Consider the following 15,940-nt stretch of genomic DNA (forward strand, 5'->3'; position numbering starts at 1 on the left):
GGATCGTTTCAAATATGGCGGGCGCGTCAGATCGAAGCGCCTTCCTCCCCAGTTCGGAAATCAAAGCTAGTGGTCAGCCCCCCGTCGGCGACGAGGTCAGCGCCAAGGACCGCCGTCGAGCCACTCGACAAAAGGAACATCGCGGCCTGGGCGACTTCGCGCGCCTCCAGGATGCGGCCGCCGTGCTGGCGCGCTGATCGCGTCGCCAGGAACCTGTCGCTGTCGGTGGCGGATTCGAGGTGGCGTTTGAAGAGGCCGGCCAACATTGGCCCGGGGCTGAGGACGTTGGCGCGGACGCCGCTGCGCGAGTGGTCGACCGCGACCGTCCGGGCTAACTGTCGCACCGCTGCTTTCGTGGCGTTGTAGATGCCGAGTTGCTGTTCCGCCAAGGTGGCGTTCACGCTCGCCACCACCACGATTGTCCCGTCATGGGCTTCGATCATCAGCGGCAGCAGAAATTTGATCGCCAGCGCAGTGCCCACGATGTTGACGTTGAGCGCCCGGGACATGATCGCAGGTGTGGCCTCCAAGATCGTGCCGACGTCGAGGATGGCTGCAGACGTCACGAGGCCGATGCGTTTCGCGCCCGAAGACCTCAGGCGGGCAACGACCTTCTCCCACGTCGCCTCTCCGGCGACATCCCCCGCGACGTGACGGTATCCCGCGAGCGCGGCGAGGTTGTCCTGAGCGGCTGCAAGATCGACGCCGACCGTGGCCACTCCCGCCTCAACGAGAAGGCTGCAAAGTTCATGGCCAAGGCCGGACGACGCTCCGGTCACTACGACCGTGTCGGGAAGTTCGAAGGTGAGTTGCGGCATCGTCATTTCTCTTTCGCGGTGTCTTTTTTCGCGGCGAGGACGAAATCCCAGTCGACCGACCAGAAGGGGCTTTCGAATCCGAGTTCGTACGCCCGTGCCGGATCGGTCACCTTTTGAAAGTCCGCTATGAGAGAGTCCTTGACGCCAAAAACCGAGTCTTCCGCAAGGAACTGGCAGTCCGGCGTGAAGATGTGGGTGATGACCGGGTCATAGCCCGGCGCGCTCACGATGAAGTGGATATGCGCGGCTCGGTTGGGATGTCTGCCCAGGTGACCCAGCAGTTTGCCCACCGGACCGTCGTCGGGGATTGGGTAGTAGCGGGGTTTGACCGCCCGGTACCAGTAAGAGCCGTCGCCTTCCGTGGTGAATACGCCGCGGAGGTTCCAGTCGGGTTGCACGTCCTTTTGCTGCACGTCATAGAAGCCGTCGTCATTGGTTTGCCAGACGTCGACGAGAGCGCCGGCGATCGGCTTGCCATCGGTGTCGACGACATGTCCGCACACGACCATCGGCTCGCCCTTGCCATCCAGGCAGATGTTGGTCCCGTTGGCGTAGCGCGGAGCCGCTGGAACATAGAACGGCCCGAGGATCGTGTTCTCCGTCGCACCGTTGGGGCGACGGTGGTTTATGGAATCGACCAACATCGAGACGCCGAGAGTGTCAGACAGCAGGATGAACTCCTGACGCCAATCCGAACACATCTGCCCGACCTCGGTGAGGAACTTGATCCCCTGGAGCCATTCCTCGTGCGTGGGCTCGATTTCCTTGATCGCCGCGTGGAGGTGCTTCACCAGAACGGACATGACCTCGCGCAGGCGTGGATCGACGGCCGGCCCCATTCTCGCGTTGACGACGTCGACCGAAGTCTCTTCCTCGAAATACGGATACTTGGGCTTCGACCTTTCGGTTTGGCTCATCTCAGACAATTTTCTATCCTCCTCGGCCCGAATTGCTCGCCATCAAATGGCCGGAGCCTCGCCCGCATAGGCGCGGGCGAGGAGCGCGCGGATGCCGTCGCGCTCCAATGGTTGGGGGTTCCAGTACGGGTTGGCCAGTGCGCGCTCGGTCGCCACATCGACACCGTGTTCCTGCATGCCGATCTCTCTCAGAGACCTCGGCGCGCCGATCCGTCCCGCGAGTTCGAAAAGCGCCGCAGCGGGGTCCTGGTGACCAAGCACGTCCCGGAGTTTTTCGATCACCTCGGGGATGGCGGGCGCGTTGTAGGCGAGCGCGTGCGGCAGGACCACGGTGTGGGTCTCCGCATGTGGCAAATCGAACGAGCCGCCCAGCGTGTGGCAGAGCTTGTGATGGAGGGCCATGCCGACCGAACCCAAACAGATGCCGCAGAGCCACGCGCCATAGAGCGCGTCGGCCCGCGCGTCGCGATCGGCTGGATCGTCGTGGATGAGCGGCAGCGATCGTGCCAAGGCCCGGATCGCCTCCAGCGCCATCAGCGACACGACCGGATTCCGCTCCTTCGCGTAGAGAGCCTCGACCGCATGGGCGATGGCGTTCATGCCGCTGGTGCCTGACATGCCGACGGGAAGGGTGAGCGTGAGGTCCACATCGTAGATGACGACCTCCGGAAGAATCTTCGGGCTGCTCTGCGTGACCTTCTGCCCGTCCCTGGTCTCGCCCAGGATCGGCGTCATTTCCGATCCCGCGTATGTGGTCGGGGCGACGATCTGAGGCAGGTCGGTCCGGAGCGCGATCGCTTTGGCCAAACCAGTCGTCGATCCACCGCCGACCGCGATCAGGCCGTCGACCTTCGTGTCGGCCACGACCCTCATCGCGTCCTCCGTCACGTCGACGGGCGTGTGCATCGTGGCGCGGGAATAGACCCCGACCGAGCTCGCCCCAAGAAGCGCGGACAGCTTCTCCGCATCCTCGGCCTGTGGCGGCGTCGCCAGGACCAGAACACGCTTCAGCCCAAGGCGATCGACTTCCGCGGGAAGCAGGGCCAGCGTTCCCGACCCGAAAATCACTCTGGCCGGCTGGCCGTTATAGACGAAAGACTGCATGTCGGTTCCTCGAATTCCCAGCCTCGATTGGACCGGAGGTCCTGCGTTCTTAGCGATTGTCGACGCGCTTCAAGAACGGGTTGATGTCCACTTGGCGCCAGACGTTGGCATGGGCGAACGGGTCGTTGTTGTTGAACGCGATCACGTCGTCGATCTGGTCGGCCTCAAAGACGAAGAGCGACCCGATCATGGTCTCGCCGTCGGCGGCGACAAGCGGCCCCGAAATTACAGTCTTTACCGTGCCTGCGGAGAGGTACGCTTTATGGGCGTCGTAGTTCGCCTGGCGGCGCGGCAGGCCATCCGCGTGGTCGAGGCAATGAACCGCAAAGAGCATGAACTTTCCTTTCATCGTTCTCCCTCGAATATCAGCTCGGAGGAGTGGTGGCGGGTCGAAAGCTGGCCGGGTACCAATCCTTCACATTGTCCTGAGGGCGATACAACCGACTGTGATTTCGCCCGACATCGGGTCGAAGTCGACGCTCTTTAAAGCGCGGCCGGCGTAGGTCTTCCGAAGCCCCGGCACATTCAGGGTCGGCGTCGGCTTGAGGTCTTGGGACTGTGTGATCGTCGTGGTCATCGGTTCCTCCACCTTCACACCTCACTCGGCGTTTGCACGCACGCCGGCGCATTTGAGCGGGGAGTAGTCGACCTGGTGTCGGGCGATCCGGACGTCCTTTAGGGAATCCCTGATCCGCAGATGCGCGGGATGGGAGGTGTACCCCTCCAGGGAAGCTTCGTCCTTGAATTCGGAATAGAGCACGACATCGCAGGCATAATCCACACGCGAAAAATCGATGCCGACCTCAAGGAAAAGGAGGCCGGGGATTTCCCCACGGAGGCTCTCGAACTTTGTCTTGAGGTCGAAAGCGGCGGCTTGCTTCTCCTCGGCGCTGTCTCCACGGACGTCCCACATGACGATATGTTTGATCATCGATCTTCTTCTTGAGTTTGGAGTTACGAACTGCCGGAAAGAGCGGCTCGGTTGATGTCTTTGGAAATCCCGTTTCCATTTACGGGGCGCTGAACGCTCGCTTGGGCGGGCCCTTCGCGGCAGATCCGGCAAACCCAATTGAAGCTCATGGAATTCCTCCCAACGGCCGTTCCTCCGCCGCAGATCGAAATTAGCTTCCCCAACTTTGGGAAAAAGGCCGTAAGCAGGGAAACACTTTCTCACGCTGCGCAAAAAGCAAAACCGACTTTGCAGGCCGCCGCCTGTCGGAGAACCTGAAATGCCCGTTGGGGGGTCAACTCATGGATTTGGCGCTTAGGGACGACCTCAGACACGAAGTCAATGCCCGTTAGGGAAACCAAATGGTCAGGTGCGCATGCCTACTGCATCCGGCGCGCGGGGATCTTCCCACCGAGAGGAATTGGATAGTTACGGCTCACGCTAGTGACGGTCGGCTCTATCCGGGGGACAGTTCTGAGCTAAATGGTAGACGTACTTTCACGGGTGGCTGAGCTGCCGGCCTCGAGCAACACGCTCAGCCAAAAAGAAAGCGAGGCTGCACGCCCGTCCTAGGGTTGCTGCCTCGCTAAAGCGCCTGGGAGGTCGCGAACTAGAGAGGTTTCAAGACGAAGTCGAAGTTGGTTTCCCATTTCATCGTTCCGCCGGAGATCGGCATGAAATCGATTTGAGAAGGCAACGCCGAACACGGCGCTACGCGCCATGCCTGGCGCCCACACAAACCCGAGATCGGGGACTCCGGGTTTCGCACAGTTGGACTCAGACGGCGACGTCCACGTCGGCGCCGGAAAGAGCTGACGACTTGAACAGGGCCTCGAGCAAGTGGTTCACGTTGTGCGCCTGTATCGCCGAAACGGCCGAGGCCGACCCAGACCTCAGCGACCCGACGAAAGCTGCTGCCTCCCGGTCGAAATAGATCGGGTTGCCGATCTCGGCGATCTCCGGCGAGTACACGGTCTTCTTGGTGGCCCAGATTTCCGGAAAGCTCGTCTCACGCCACTCCGTCCAACCCTGCTGAAACCCGTTCCTGCCGCTGTCATAGATCTTGTAGGATGAGGGCAAGGGACAAGAGTGCATGATGCCCTCCGTACCATAGGCCGAAAGATCCCAGCTCTCGGTCCAGGACAGAGGATCCCACGACATGAAGTCGACGGTGACGAGCTTGTCGGCATAATTGAGGATCGCGCCGCCGGCGTCCTCGCGGGAGTCGCTCCCGAAAGTCGATGCGAATTTCGTAATCCGGGCATTCACGCTTTGGGGCACGCCGAAGTGGAGCAGAATGCGATCGATCAGGTGGCAGGCAATAACGAACATCGCGCCGCCAATATCCCCGGGCTGGTTCATGTGCGGGGTGGCGGCCTCATTGTGCGAGCAGCCTGCATGCGCCCTCACCTGCAGCACCTTGCCCAGCCGGCCGCTCGAAAGAACCTCCTGCATCTTGTCCACCGAAGGCGCAAAACGCCAGCAGTAGCCAACCTGGAACAGTCCGCCCGTCCGCTCGACTACCTCGACGATCCGAGCGGTATCCGCAGACCCCCGTCCCGCCGGCTTCTCGCACAACACGGCCTTGCCGGCCTCAAGCGCCTCGATGGCCAGGTCGGCCATGCTGTGGCTCTTGGGATGCACGAGGACCGCGTGGACACCGGGATCGGCCAGGATCGCTTCCTTTGTTCTGGCTTCCAGCCCGAGAGCGTCGACGAAGGGGGTGAGCAGCGGACTGTCGTCGTACGCTCCCATCAGCCGAGCTCCGGGCATGCGCTGAAATGCCTTCACGCGTCCCGAGCTGTGCGGGTGCGTGATACCCAGGCAAGCGATACCAAATTCGGCGTTTTCGCCGATCGCGTAGGTCATTTCCTTCTCCCAAACCTTGGTGAAACACGCTCGACGAGGTGACGAGCGATGTCATCAACCTCGTCAGCATTGTCTCGACCGCATGGTGCCCTACGGCCGAGCCATTCGATCGGGAACGCTACACCGTCTTTCCGAGCGAGGCTTCGAGCTCGGCGAGCTCCTGCCCGCCTGCCATCAGGCTTTGAAGCTCCTCGGAGGAAATATGGCCGCGATCGGCCGTGCCGAGGGTCTTGCCGCGATTGAGGACGGTAAAGCGGTCACCGACAGCAAGGGCATGTCGGACGTTGTGGGTGATGAACACAACCCCTACCCCCTTCTTCCGCACACGGTCGATGGTCGACAGGACATTGGCCGTCTGACGCACGCCCAGGGCGGATGTCGGTTCATCCAATATGAGGACCTTGGCGCCGAAATACACCGCGCGAGCGATTGCCACCGTCTGGCGCTCGCCGCCCGAGAGCGTCCCGACGGATTGTCCGGGCTCACGCAGGTTGATGCCCATTTCGCGCATCTGTTCGAACGTGATTGCATCGGCCTTCTTGAAGTCGATCCGCTTGAACGGGCCAAAGCCGGTTTCGGGTTCACGGCCAAGCCAGAAGTTGCGGCTCACGCTCATCAGCGGGATCATTGCCAGGTCCTGGTAGACTGTTGCGATTCCCGCCGCTAGCGCCGCCCGGGGGCTGGTGAAGTGGACTGGCTCGCCTTGGATTTTCATCTCGCCGTGCGTGGGAGCGTGTACACCGGACATCGTCTTGATGAATGTCGACTTACCCGCGCCATTGTCGCCGAGCAGGCAGTGACACTCGCCTGCCTTGACATCGAAGGACACGCCCGAGAGAGCAATAATGTGACCGAAGTGCTTCTGGATATCGGTCATTTCAAGAATTGGTGCGGACATCATCGCTCTCCGGTGATCGCGCGGCGGATGTAAGTGTTGGCGATAACGGCGGCGAGGAGGATCGATCCGAGGAATACCCGGAACAGGGAACTCTCGACATTCGTGAAGAACAGACCCTGCTGCACGACGCCGAAGATGACGGCTCCTAGCGCGGCGCCAACGACGGAGCCATACCCGCCCGTCAATAAGGCGCCCCCAATGACCACGCAAATGATTGCCTCGAACTCCTTCATCATGCCCCGGTCAGAGGCAGCCGAGCCGAACTCCACCGCCTGGGAAATTCCCAAGAGCGTGGCGCACAACGCCGCAACGATGAACATCGCCACCTTCACGCGGGCGACAGGTACGCCGATATAACGTGCAGCCTGCGGGTCGCCGCCGGCAGCGTAGATCCAGTTGCCGAACTTGGTCCTTGTGAGCACCCACTGACCGACGATCACCATGACGATAGCCCAGATGATCAACATCGGTATGCCGTCAACGATCGGCTGTCCCATCCGGGTGCCGCGTGTATAGGTCGCAATCCACCCCTGCTGGCCGAGCCATGAGAATAGCCCTCCAAGCGCCTTGCCGCCAAAGAGCCAGGCGATGGGATCGCCAGCGGAGATATCGGCAATCCCCGACACGACCGGCTGCCTGTTGAAGGTGATAGCGCTCCAGATCGTCATACCGCGCAAGATGAACATGAAGGCAAGCGTGACGATGAACGATGGCAGGCCGGTGCGGATGACCAGCAGGCCATTGATCGCCCCGATCAGACCGCAAGCCAGTACCGTGACGCCGATGGCCGCCCACGCAGGCAAGCCGACGTAGACAGCCAGCAGACCGAACATCATGCCGGAGAAGCCGACCATCGAACCGAGCGAGAGATCGAATTCGCCGGTAATCATCAGCAGTGAGACTCCGACCGCGAGGACGACGAATTGCGCCGAAACGGTGCTCCAGTTCATGATCCCGTCCAGTGCAAACATTTGCGTGTTGCCGGCAAGGATGAGGAAGAATGCGAACACCGCGACGGTGCCGCCCATGGCTCCAAGCTCGGGGCGGACGAGCGCCCGCCGGAGAGTTGACGTGTGTTTAACGCGCTCGTCAGCGCTGATTGTCGTGCTCATTGCGATCACCTGAAACTTTCGTAAGGGCCAAACGGAAGCGGCGATCGCCGCTTCCGTCCGGGAGGTCGTCCGCTTACCGGTATTTGCCGGCAAGCGACTGGACGAGAGCCAGATTGTCCTTCGTCACGAAGCCGGGTCCGGACAACACCGAGTTCGCCTGCAGGACGCCGTAGCGAAGGTCGTTGGTGAGGGTGATCACCGGCAGATAGCCCTGAAGGAACGGCTGCTGGTCGATGGCGAAGTTGATGACGCCATCCTTGATCGCCTGCGAGATCTCCGGCGTGAGATCGAATGTCGCGAAGAAGATCGTGCCGGCCAAACCGGTATCCTTGAGCGCCTTGATGGTAGGCAGGGCGGTCATCGGCCCAAGGGTCAGAACGGCGCCCGTATCCGCATGATTGGAAAGATACGCCTTTACACGGTTGGCGATTTCGGTCGCGTCGGTGCCCGAGTCGATCATCTGGCCGCCGAGTGGCACACCCAGGCCGGCCGCGAAGCCCTCGCAACGCTGCTGCCCTGCGACGTTGGGGAAGAGACTGTTGACGCAGAGGAACGACGTGATGCCCGCAGCCTTCGCGCGCTCACCCGCTCCCTTGCCGGCGTCGAATTCGGGCTGTCCGACATGAAGCAGGGCGCCGAGCTTCTTGGATTCTTCTGCCGTACCGGTGTTCATCGTGACAACAGGGATGCCCTTGGCAACCGCGTCTTCGATGGCGCCCCCGACCGTCTCGACATCGGGAATAGTGACGATGATCCCGTCAGGCTTCTCGGCGGTGGTCTGCTGGATGATGCGCACCATGTCGGCCAGGTCGCCGGTCGGCGGGTTGCGGAAGGTCACGGTCGCGCCGACTTCTTTTGCTGCCAGGCTGGCACCGTTCTTCACGGTGTTCCAGAACGTCTCGCTGTCGGGCGAATGATGGATGAGAACGTATTTCTCCCCATCCGCCAGGGCAGTTCCGACGAAGCCAAGAGTGGCCGAGACAGCCAAACCGGCAAGCAACGCCGCCTTTAATACACGATTGTTCATATTTTCCTCCTCATGTTGACCGAGATCGGTCGGCTTGGCGGCTGGCCCGGTGCGATTGCACCACAGTCTTCTTCCCTCCAACCCCGAGCCCATGTTATGCATTTTTGCCTACTCGGGATGAACCAGGGGCAGAACAAAACAGTATTGCAGTAGCTGCAAAAATCTTACGGTGATTGTACCGGCGGCCGTGACATTGGCGGGACTTTCCAGGCGACTGGATCGCCCGTACCGCATGTCGCTAGTTCACCAAACGGCATCGTAAAGTTAACAAGCCCCGGCCAAGAACGTGAAATGTTTGCGGGAGTTAATCGGCTTGAAGGCGCATAATGCCGCGCCAAGTCTGCATGGCCACGTCTCGTAGTTCTCGATGGTGAACTGAAGCAATATCCTAGCAGCGAATGCGGAAAAGGTTGGCGATCGGATCATGGACCGGACGAAACGCTAAAGCTGTCGCGGTGACTTGAAGCGCTTCAAACGGCGACGGGTCTACAGCACGGCAATTGCCAAGCTGTTATCGTCCCAAGGATGGCGAGCTTGTTCATCCGACGAACCTAAGCCGTCCATTTGGCCTCGTAGTCGCTGTTCTTAAACTCCCTGACCAAAAAGTCGATGAATAGGCGGGTCTTGGCAGGAAGGTGGTGACGGGTCGGATAGGCGATATTCATGGTCAGCCGCGGCAGATCCCAGTCGTCCATCACTCGCACCAGCCTACCCGACTCTAAATCATCATTTATGATGTAGGTCGGCTGAGCCAGAATCCCGAGGCCGTCCAAAGCGGCCTTACGTATGATCTGGCCTTCGTTCGAGTTGAGTAGGCCGTTGACCGGCTTTGTGATGGTCTCGCCATTCTTCTTGAAGGTGAGATGGTTCCAATTGTCGGCCAACGTGTAGAGGAGCAAGTCGTGCTCGGCGAGCTGATCGGGGTTGAGTGGCGCGCCACGCTTTGCCAAGTACTCGGGCGACGCTGCAAGCAGTCGCCTGGTTTCAGCGAGGCGGCGGATGGTGACCGACGAATCTGCCTCCACGCGACGCGTACGAATCGCCAGGTCGACCCCGTTTTCGATCAAATCATAATACCGATTGGAAACCAGTACCTCGACCCTCACCTTAGGATAGGCTCGAGTGAACGCTGGAATGAGCGGGCTGAGGTGCAATAGGCAGAACGACATCGAAGCGCTTATGCGCAGCAACCCGCTTGGACTTAACGCGCCTTCGCTGACGCTCGCTTCCGCATCGAGCATCCCCGCCACCAATTCCTTGCCGCGTTGATAGTACAGTTCCCCTTCGCTGGTCAGACTCAGATGTCGAGTGGTCCGTTGCACCAGCCGAGCGTTGAGACGCTCCTCGAGAGATTGCAGGCTTCTGCTCGCGGCCGAGACTGACATGTCCAACGCGTCCGCGGCCCTAGTGATACTGCCATACTCCGCGATCTGTATGAAGACTTCGATCTCTGTGAGACGATCCATGGCCCGGCATTCTTGCGTTGAGCGCGAAGACCATTGCCGATGTTCGACTTTGCTTGCGCGTGCGCTATAGCTTAATGTAACCTTGCTGGAACAGAAGGGTTTCAATTTCTCCAGTGTGTGGAGTGAAAGTTTACAATGACCCAGATCGACCAGTTGAATGGAGTTATTGCATTTCTGCACTCCGCAGAAGCCCTCAGCTTCACGGCGGCGGCCGCCAAATTGGGTATTACGAAGTCTGCGGTCGGCAAAAGCGTGACGAAGCTTGAAGAGCGCTTGGGTATCAAACTGCTGCACCGGAGCACACGGCGGTTGAGTCTAACTCCCGATGGTGAAGCCTATTATGCGAGCGTGCGACATGCGCTTGGGGAAATAGCAGCGGCGGAGACAACGCTGCTCTCAAAAAGCCAGGTGATTTCAGGACGATTGCGGATCGACGCTCCCGCAGCGTTCGGACGGCAGATTCTCATGCCTTTGCTGCTGGATTTTTCCAGAGCCTACACAGGTCTAACGCTGTCGCTCTCGTTTAACGACAAGATCGTCGATCCCGTCGAAGAGGGTGTCGACCTCACAATCCGGTTCGGCGAAACTCGCGACTGCACCGGGCTGATCTCCAAGAAACTTACTGAGCAACCTTCCGTCGTTGTAGCGTCGTCCTCATACTTAGCAGCACGGGGAACACCTCAAAGCGTCGCCGATCTTCAACAACACGATTGCATCTGCGGCTTCGGAGGCAATTCAGCAAGTTGGCGCATCAAGGGTTCAGACGGCGCTGCGGTCCGATATTTGCCCCCTGTCAGTCACCAGTTCGGTGACGGAGACGCGATCGTGCAGGCGGCGTTGGCTGGTTTGGGGCTCTGCCAAATGCCCCGTTCGCTCGTGCGGGCGCATTTGGAGAAGGGAACTTTGACGTCAGTTCTGGAGCAGGTCGCGGATGTTCCAGTGTCCGTCTACGCCGTCTGGCCGGTGACGCGCCATCTACTGCCGCGCGTTCGAACCGTCGTGGATTTCCTGGCGGAGAAAGGGCGACAAGGCGCCCTTGACTGAATAACGGCTGGGAAAATGAGCCCCTGGGCATCGCGCAGCGTTCGACCAGCGCTGGTGTTCCTTCAACGCCGATCTCGGCGACCTTGTTTGGGAACTTTGCCTCAGCATGTTCATGTCACGGATTATCAACTCCCAATGCGGTCGGCCATACCCTTGCTTGATCCCGTCAGCACCGTGATCATGAACGCCAACAGTGGCAACGTAGACGCAGTGATGGTATCGGGCGAATTTGTAAAGCGCGACGGGCGCTTGTTGCACACTGACATCAAGTTGCTGAGTGCGAGGTTGGAAGCTTCTGCTAAGCGGCTAGCTGCGGCTTTCAGCCAGATTCGTCCCCCACAGTCTCGCATCTAAATCTTTTGCGCGCGCCGGGAAAGTGTTTTCCGGTTTGGGCTCTTATTTGCTCGTTTAGCATTTGTATTATCCCAAACACCGGGATGGAGGGCGGAGCGCAATAGCGGTCTCGATATCTATCACCAAAAGTTTCCAGGCGGTTCTGAAGGCATTTGCCAACGCGCCGCGCAAAAGTCTGGCGCGAAGACCCAGAAAGTCGAGAGGAGTTGGCGGTGAAGGCTATACGCTACTACGGGAAACATGATGTCCGAGTGGAGGAGGCTGCCGAGCCCGTGTCACCCCAGTTTGGCCAGGTCATCGTAGAGCCGACGTTTTGTGGCATCTGCGGGACCGATCTGCACGAGTTCGAATCCGGTCCGATCTTCACTCCCAAGACGCCTAACGCCTATAGCGGGGCCATCCTCCCTCAAATCCTGGGCCACGAATTCGCGGCGCGAGTCGTCTCAATCGGCCCTGGTGTGGAGGCGCTGAAGCCCGGAGACCGCGTGTCGATCCAGCCGCAGATCGGCCCAAGACTCGACTATTTCGGGACCCGCAACCTGTCGTTCCTGGGGCCTCAGGCTTCCGTCGTCGGTCTGAGCTGGCCTTGGGGCGGCATGGCGAAGCGCGCCATCGTCCACGAATACAACGCGATCCGCATGCCTGACGACGTGACGGACCAGCAAGGCGCGCTCGTCGAGCCGGCGGCGGTAGCCGTCCATGCCATTGACCGATCAGGGCTGACGCCTGGGGGTACCCTTCTTATAACGGGCGCGGGTCCGATCGGCGCGCTGGTGGTCCTCGCGGCTGTCGCCGCAGGTGTGACACGGATTTTCGTCAGCGAGCCAAATGCCAACCGTCGGGCGCGCATCGCGGCGCTTTCGAACGCCGTCACGATGCTCGATCCTAGTTCCCCGGACTTCATGTCCACGATCAGGGACGGAACCGAAGAAGGCGTCGGAGTAGACGCCGCCATCGAGTGCGCGGGCCATCCCCGCGCCTTGCAGACATGCCTTCAGGCCGTCCGCGCCCAGGGCACCGTCGTCCAGGTCGGACTAATGGGCGGCCCCGCCGAGATCAGCCCGTTCGACCTGACGATGCGGGACATCACTCTGCGAGGATCGCTGAATTACCCGCTGACCATCTGGCCGCGAATTTTCGAGATGATGAGGACCGGCCTCTATCCAGCCGAGAAGATCGTCGATGACGAAATCGCCATGGATGACGTCGTCGACAAGGGCTTCCGGGAACTCCTGGACCCGAACGGGGGCAAAATGAAGATACTCGTGTCGATGCAGTCCGCCTGAGGCAGCGGACTTCTTTCCAAAGGAAAGATCGAAATTCCGCGAGGAGGGAATCCTCGCGTGGATGTCGGCTGCCCACAGTTTCGAAGTGCTACATAAGCTCGAATGGGAAAGCCTTTCCGTCGCGCAGCTCTTGCATTTATATGGATACTAATATAGTATCTGGAAATGGCTTCGATAAACACACAGTTTTCAATTGCGGTCCACGTAATGGCGGCAATCGCACATCACGACGGAGTTTTCGCGTCGGAAGTTCTCGCGCGCAGCGTGAATGCGAACCCGGTTTTCGTTAAACGAGTCCTCGTTAAACTCTCGAAGGCGAAGCTGGTTAAGGCGACTGTTGGTAAGTCGGGCGGTTATGGCCTGGCACGAAGCCCCGATAGGATTTCGCTCTTAGATATGTACTCTGCGGTAAACCCTCCAGATGCTTTCGCCATCCATGCTTATCCCGTGAGCAAGGAGTGTATCGTGAGTTCTAATATCAAGGAAGTCATGAGCGACGTGCTGGTTGGCACTGAGGAGGCCGTCCATGGGCATCTGAGACAGACGACGCTGGCGGATGTGGTGTCCAAAATCAGAGCCAAGGCCAGTTAGCCTTTTTTGCCCTGATTTTTTTGCCCAGAATAGATACTATCATAGTACCCAATACCAATCAAAAGGAACACGAAATGACGCAACTGAACGAGAAGTCTCCTGTGGCTACCGGAACCGGGCCAGCCGCTACAAAGCAGGGTAAGGATGCGCCCACCGCCGTTCTCATCGGCGTGACCGGAGGACTTGGTCACGCGCTGGCTAAGCTCCTGGCGGCCGACGGCTTCCGGTTGGTGCTCGCGGCCCGGCGCGAGAACGACGCCGCTAAGCTGACCGGCCGGAACGACGGTTCGGCGATTTACCAGCGCGCGGACGTCACCGATCCGGCGAGCATGGAGAAGCTGGCGGCAGTGGCCTTCGAGCACCTCGGCCGGGTCGATGCGGTGGTGAACCTTGCAGGCATCTCGCCGCGCAAAGCCATTGAGGAATACACTTTGGCCGACATCGACGATCTGTTCGCGATCAACGTCAAGGGCCCCATGTTCGTGACCCGGGCCTTCCTGCCTGGACTGCGCAAGCAAGCCGGTAACGCAGTGGTTGTCCACGTCGGCGGTGCCATGGACGGCCGGGTGGCGCTGCCGTTTATGAGCTCCTATGCCGCGAGCCGCGGCGCGCTGGCGAGCTATGTGCAAAGCGCCAACCGCGAGCTTGCCGGGACCAACGTAATGCTTTCCTTCTTCGGGCCTGTTCCCTCCAACACCGAGGCCGAGTCGCCTTTCTTCGACATGTGGAGCAAGCTGGGCGTCGACCTCTGCGAACCCGACCAGGTCGCGCGCGAGATCCTCGCCACCATCCGCAAACGTCGTCAAGTCCACGTCATGGGCGGCGGGACGCTCAAAATGCTTACAATCGCGAACGCCATATCGCCGTCCATTGCCGACGCGATGGGTCTGCGGAAATTTGGCAAGCTCATGCAGCAGTATCGCCCACGCTGATCGGGCATGAGCATTGCGACGAACGCGTGGCCTGTCAGCCCATAGGACTGACAGTACCTTGTAAGCTGTGGCCACAGCACACCTAATTGAAAGCATCTGATGTTCCACCTTATTTTCGGAATTCCCTGGCTGGTCGTCGTCATACGCTTCATCCAACCACTGCCATGGATCTGGTCGGCGAAGGCATCACTGGCGATGCTTCTGTTGGTAGCCTCGCAATTTCATCTGGTTAGTCGCCTCTCTTCCGGCTCGGTCTTCGATCCGGAGTTTTCGCGCCCGTTGGTCATTGCTTTCAATGTCCTCTTCGGCGCGATCGTGTTGCTAGCGGTGTTTCAGATCGCGCTGGATGTGGTCTCACTCGCGATCATCCCATTCAAGGGAGGCTTCCCCTCTGCGCCGGCAGGTCTGCGATATGCCATCGGCTTTTTGGCCATTGGCCTTTCAGCGTACGGTGTCAACCAGGCAATCAAAATTCCACCGCTAAACGACATAGAAATTGCCATCGCTGGATTGCCTCCCGAATTTGATGGCTATCGGCTGATTCAGCTGACCGACCTTCACATCAGCCGTCTGTTCCCAGCCGCATGGGCTAAAGAGGTCGTATCGAGGACCAATGCGCTCGATGCGGACCTGATCGTCATCACCGGGGACTTCATCGACGGTGACGTGGCTCACCGCAAAGACGATGTCGCACCGCTTTGGGGATTGAGGGCACGTGACGGTGTCTACGCAATTCCGGGGAACCACGAATATTTCTTCGATTACCAAGAATGGATGCGCCACCTCGAGATGTTGGGCATGCGGATGCTGTCCAACAGCCACGTGGTCCTCAAGAGACGCAATGCCGAGATCATACTGGCGGGTGTGACCGACGTGTCCGCCCGCGGGCACAGCGCTCCACCGCCGGACCTCGCGGCGGCAATCAAGGGAGCTCCTGCGAACACTCCCATCCTATTGCTCGATCACCAGCCGATGATGGCCGAAAAAGCGGCCGCCTCTGGTGTGGCGGTTCAGCTGTCGGGGCATACACATGGTGGCATGGTTCTCGGCCTCGACCGCTTGATCGCGCGCGCCAATGGAGGCTTTGTTTCGGGCCGATACCAGATCGGAGCCATGACGTTGTATGTGAACAACGGAACGGCCCTATGGCCTGGGTTCGCGTTAAGGCTCGGCGTGCCATCGGAACTGACCAGAATCACCCTCCGCGCGAAAACGAAGTGATTAGCAAGACATACCTGTCTGTAACATCGTTTGTACGGAAAACGACCCGGACCGTGTGGAAACTCAAAACCAAACTCGCTGCATAGAATGCAATTTCATAGAATTCCGACTTTCAATGATCTGGCCGCCTTGATGAGATTCGAACCATCGGGTGTGCCTTTGTTTCCCTAACCACATGAAACATCTAGCAGTTCGTCATAGCGGAATGTCCGCTTGCGCCATAAGCCGCGTTTATAGAACTACCATACGGCGTGTCTCTAAACCTTGACCCAGGCCCCGTTACGCTTCGACGAAGCAACGCAGGCTTCGACAAAAGCCACACCCTTCACGCCGTCATCGACGGTGGGGTAGA

The 15,940-nt window shown here is 59.6% G+C and carries 16 protein-coding genes; 5 read left to right on the top strand and 11 right to left on the bottom strand.

What is annotated here, in order from left to right; translation table 11 throughout:
- Positions 1-26: 26 nt before the first annotated feature.
- The 11 genes from C3Y91_RS31945 to C3Y91_RS31995 form a co-directional block, all read right to left on the bottom strand.
- Complete coding sequence (locus tag C3Y91_RS31945; RefSeq protein ID WP_168576245.1) at positions 27-818, bottom strand: SDR family NAD(P)-dependent oxidoreductase; 792 nt, start codon at positions 816-818, stop codon at positions 27-29.
- A 2-nt stretch (positions 819-820) separates the two neighbouring features.
- Positions 821-1,735, bottom strand: a complete 915-nt coding sequence (locus tag C3Y91_RS31950; protein ID WP_130683170.1) for an intradiol ring-cleavage dioxygenase — start codon at positions 1,733-1,735, stop codon at positions 821-823.
- A 42-nt stretch (positions 1,736-1,777) separates the two neighbouring features.
- A complete protein-coding gene (locus tag C3Y91_RS31955) occupies positions 1,778-2,839 on the bottom strand; it encodes a maleylacetate reductase (protein ID WP_168576246.1) in 1,062 nt (353 codons plus the stop codon).
- 49 nt (positions 2,840-2,888) lie between these two features.
- Positions 2,889-3,173 carry a YciI family protein gene (locus C3Y91_RS31960; RefSeq protein WP_027664436.1) on the bottom strand — a complete coding sequence of 95 codons (285 nt, stop codon included), beginning with the start codon at positions 3,171-3,173 and terminating at the stop codon, positions 2,889-2,891.
- Positions 3,174-3,254: 81 nt separating this feature from the next.
- Positions 3,255-3,416, bottom strand: coding sequence for a hypothetical protein (locus C3Y91_RS31965; RefSeq protein WP_168576247.1), 162 nt, complete (start codon positions 3,414-3,416; stop codon positions 3,255-3,257).
- Between the two features lie 21 nt (positions 3,417-3,437).
- Complete coding sequence (locus tag C3Y91_RS31970; RefSeq protein ID WP_130666399.1) at positions 3,438-3,770, bottom strand: Dabb family protein; 333 nt, start codon at positions 3,768-3,770, stop codon at positions 3,438-3,440.
- 795 nt (positions 3,771-4,565) lie between these two features.
- Complete coding sequence (locus tag C3Y91_RS31975; RefSeq protein ID WP_130666397.1) at positions 4,566-5,657, bottom strand: Gfo/Idh/MocA family protein; 1,092 nt, start codon at positions 5,655-5,657, stop codon at positions 4,566-4,568.
- A 118-nt stretch (positions 5,658-5,775) separates the two neighbouring features.
- A complete protein-coding gene (locus tag C3Y91_RS31980; protein WP_027664439.1) occupies positions 5,776-6,555 on the bottom strand; it encodes an ATP-binding cassette domain-containing protein in 780 nt (259 codons plus the stop codon).
- Positions 6,555-7,667, bottom strand: a complete 1,113-nt coding sequence (locus C3Y91_RS31985) for an ABC transporter permease (RefSeq protein WP_130767437.1) — start codon at positions 7,665-7,667, stop codon at positions 6,555-6,557. The genes C3Y91_RS31980 and C3Y91_RS31985 overlap by 1 nt, the downstream gene beginning before the upstream one ends.
- A gap of 73 nt (positions 7,668-7,740) precedes the next feature.
- Entirely contained in the window at positions 7,741-8,694 is a 954-nt protein-coding gene (locus C3Y91_RS31990) for a sugar ABC transporter substrate-binding protein (RefSeq protein WP_027664441.1), read from the bottom strand.
- 551 nt (positions 8,695-9,245) lie between these two features.
- Complete coding sequence (locus C3Y91_RS31995; protein WP_131646792.1) at positions 9,246-10,160, bottom strand: LysR family transcriptional regulator; 915 nt, start codon at positions 10,158-10,160, stop codon at positions 9,246-9,248.
- Positions 10,161-10,295: 135 nt separating this feature from the next.
- Between C3Y91_RS31995 and C3Y91_RS32000 the strand changes: the two genes are divergently transcribed.
- The 5 genes from C3Y91_RS32000 to C3Y91_RS32020 all read left to right on the top strand — a co-directional run bounded on the left by C3Y91_RS32000 (position 10,296) and on the right by C3Y91_RS32020 (position 15,588).
- Positions 10,296-11,204, top strand: coding sequence for a LysR family transcriptional regulator (locus tag C3Y91_RS32000; RefSeq protein WP_168576248.1), 909 nt, complete (start codon positions 10,296-10,298; stop codon positions 11,202-11,204).
- A 566-nt stretch (positions 11,205-11,770) separates the two neighbouring features.
- Positions 11,771-12,844, top strand: coding sequence for a zinc-binding dehydrogenase (locus C3Y91_RS32005; protein ID WP_168576249.1), 1,074 nt, complete (start codon positions 11,771-11,773; stop codon positions 12,842-12,844).
- 165 nt (positions 12,845-13,009) lie between these two features.
- Positions 13,010-13,435 (top strand): RrF2 family transcriptional regulator, encoded by a 426-nt coding sequence (locus tag C3Y91_RS32010; RefSeq protein ID WP_274599110.1) that lies wholly within the window; start codon positions 13,010-13,012, stop codon positions 13,433-13,435.
- A 74-nt stretch (positions 13,436-13,509) separates the two neighbouring features.
- Positions 13,510-14,367: an SDR family NAD(P)-dependent oxidoreductase gene (locus C3Y91_RS32015; protein WP_164021602.1), complete on the top strand. Its 858-nt coding sequence runs from the start codon at positions 13,510-13,512 to the stop codon at positions 14,365-14,367.
- A 99-nt stretch (positions 14,368-14,466) separates the two neighbouring features.
- The gene (locus C3Y91_RS32020; RefSeq protein WP_168576251.1) at positions 14,467-15,588 is read left to right on the top strand and encodes a metallophosphoesterase; all 1,122 of its coding nucleotides are present in this window, start codon (positions 14,467-14,469) and stop codon (positions 15,586-15,588) included.
- Positions 15,589-15,940 lie beyond the last annotated feature (352 nt).

This window comes from Rhizobium ruizarguesonis, from assembly GCF_012349115.1.
Classification (GTDB): domain Bacteria; phylum Pseudomonadota; class Alphaproteobacteria; order Rhizobiales; family Rhizobiaceae; genus Rhizobium; species Rhizobium ruizarguesonis.

What these genes read in the sequence shown, in the direction of transcription:
- C3Y91_RS31945 (WP_168576245.1), bottom strand. Translation starts at nt 818, where the DNA reads ATGCCGCAACTCACCTTCGAACTTCCCGACACGGTCGTAGTGACCGGA.
- C3Y91_RS31950 (WP_130683170.1), bottom strand. Translation starts at nt 1,735, where the DNA reads ATGAGCCAAACCGAAAGGTCGAAGCCCAAGTATCCGTATTTCGAGGAA.
- C3Y91_RS31955 (WP_168576246.1), bottom strand. Translation starts at nt 2,839, where the DNA reads ATGCAGTCTTTCGTCTATAACGGCCAGCCGGCCAGAGTGATTTTCGGG.
- C3Y91_RS31960 (WP_027664436.1), bottom strand. Translation starts at nt 3,173, where the DNA reads ATGCTCTTTGCGGTTCATTGCCTCGACCACGCGGATGGCCTGCCGCGC.
- C3Y91_RS31965 (WP_168576247.1), bottom strand. Translation starts at nt 3,416, where the DNA reads ATGACCACGACGATCACACAGTCCCAAGACCTCAAGCCGACGCCGACC.
- C3Y91_RS31970 (WP_130666399.1), bottom strand. Translation starts at nt 3,770, where the DNA reads ATGATCAAACATATCGTCATGTGGGACGTCCGTGGAGACAGCGCCGAG.
- C3Y91_RS31975 (WP_130666397.1), bottom strand. Translation starts at nt 5,657, where the DNA reads ATGACCTACGCGATCGGCGAAAACGCCGAATTTGGTATCGCTTGCCTG.
- C3Y91_RS31980 (WP_027664439.1), bottom strand. Translation starts at nt 6,555, where the DNA reads ATGTCCGCACCAATTCTTGAAATGACCGATATCCAGAAGCACTTCGGT.
- C3Y91_RS31985 (WP_130767437.1), bottom strand. Translation starts at nt 7,667, where the DNA reads ATGAGCACGACAATCAGCGCTGACGAGCGCGTTAAACACACGTCAACT.
- C3Y91_RS31990 (WP_027664441.1), bottom strand. Translation starts at nt 8,694, where the DNA reads ATGAACAATCGTGTATTAAAGGCGGCGTTGCTTGCCGGTTTGGCTGTC.
- C3Y91_RS31995 (WP_131646792.1), bottom strand. Translation starts at nt 10,160, where the DNA reads ATGGATCGTCTCACAGAGATCGAAGTCTTCATACAGATCGCGGAGTAT.
- C3Y91_RS32000 (WP_168576248.1), top strand. Translation starts at nt 10,296, where the DNA reads ATGACCCAGATCGACCAGTTGAATGGAGTTATTGCATTTCTGCACTCC.
- C3Y91_RS32010 (WP_274599110.1), top strand. Translation starts at nt 13,010, where the DNA reads ATGGCTTCGATAAACACACAGTTTTCAATTGCGGTCCACGTAATGGCG.
- C3Y91_RS32015 (WP_164021602.1), top strand. Translation starts at nt 13,510, where the DNA reads ATGACGCAACTGAACGAGAAGTCTCCTGTGGCTACCGGAACCGGGCCA.
- C3Y91_RS32020 (WP_168576251.1), top strand. Translation starts at nt 14,467, where the DNA reads ATGTTCCACCTTATTTTCGGAATTCCCTGGCTGGTCGTCGTCATACGC.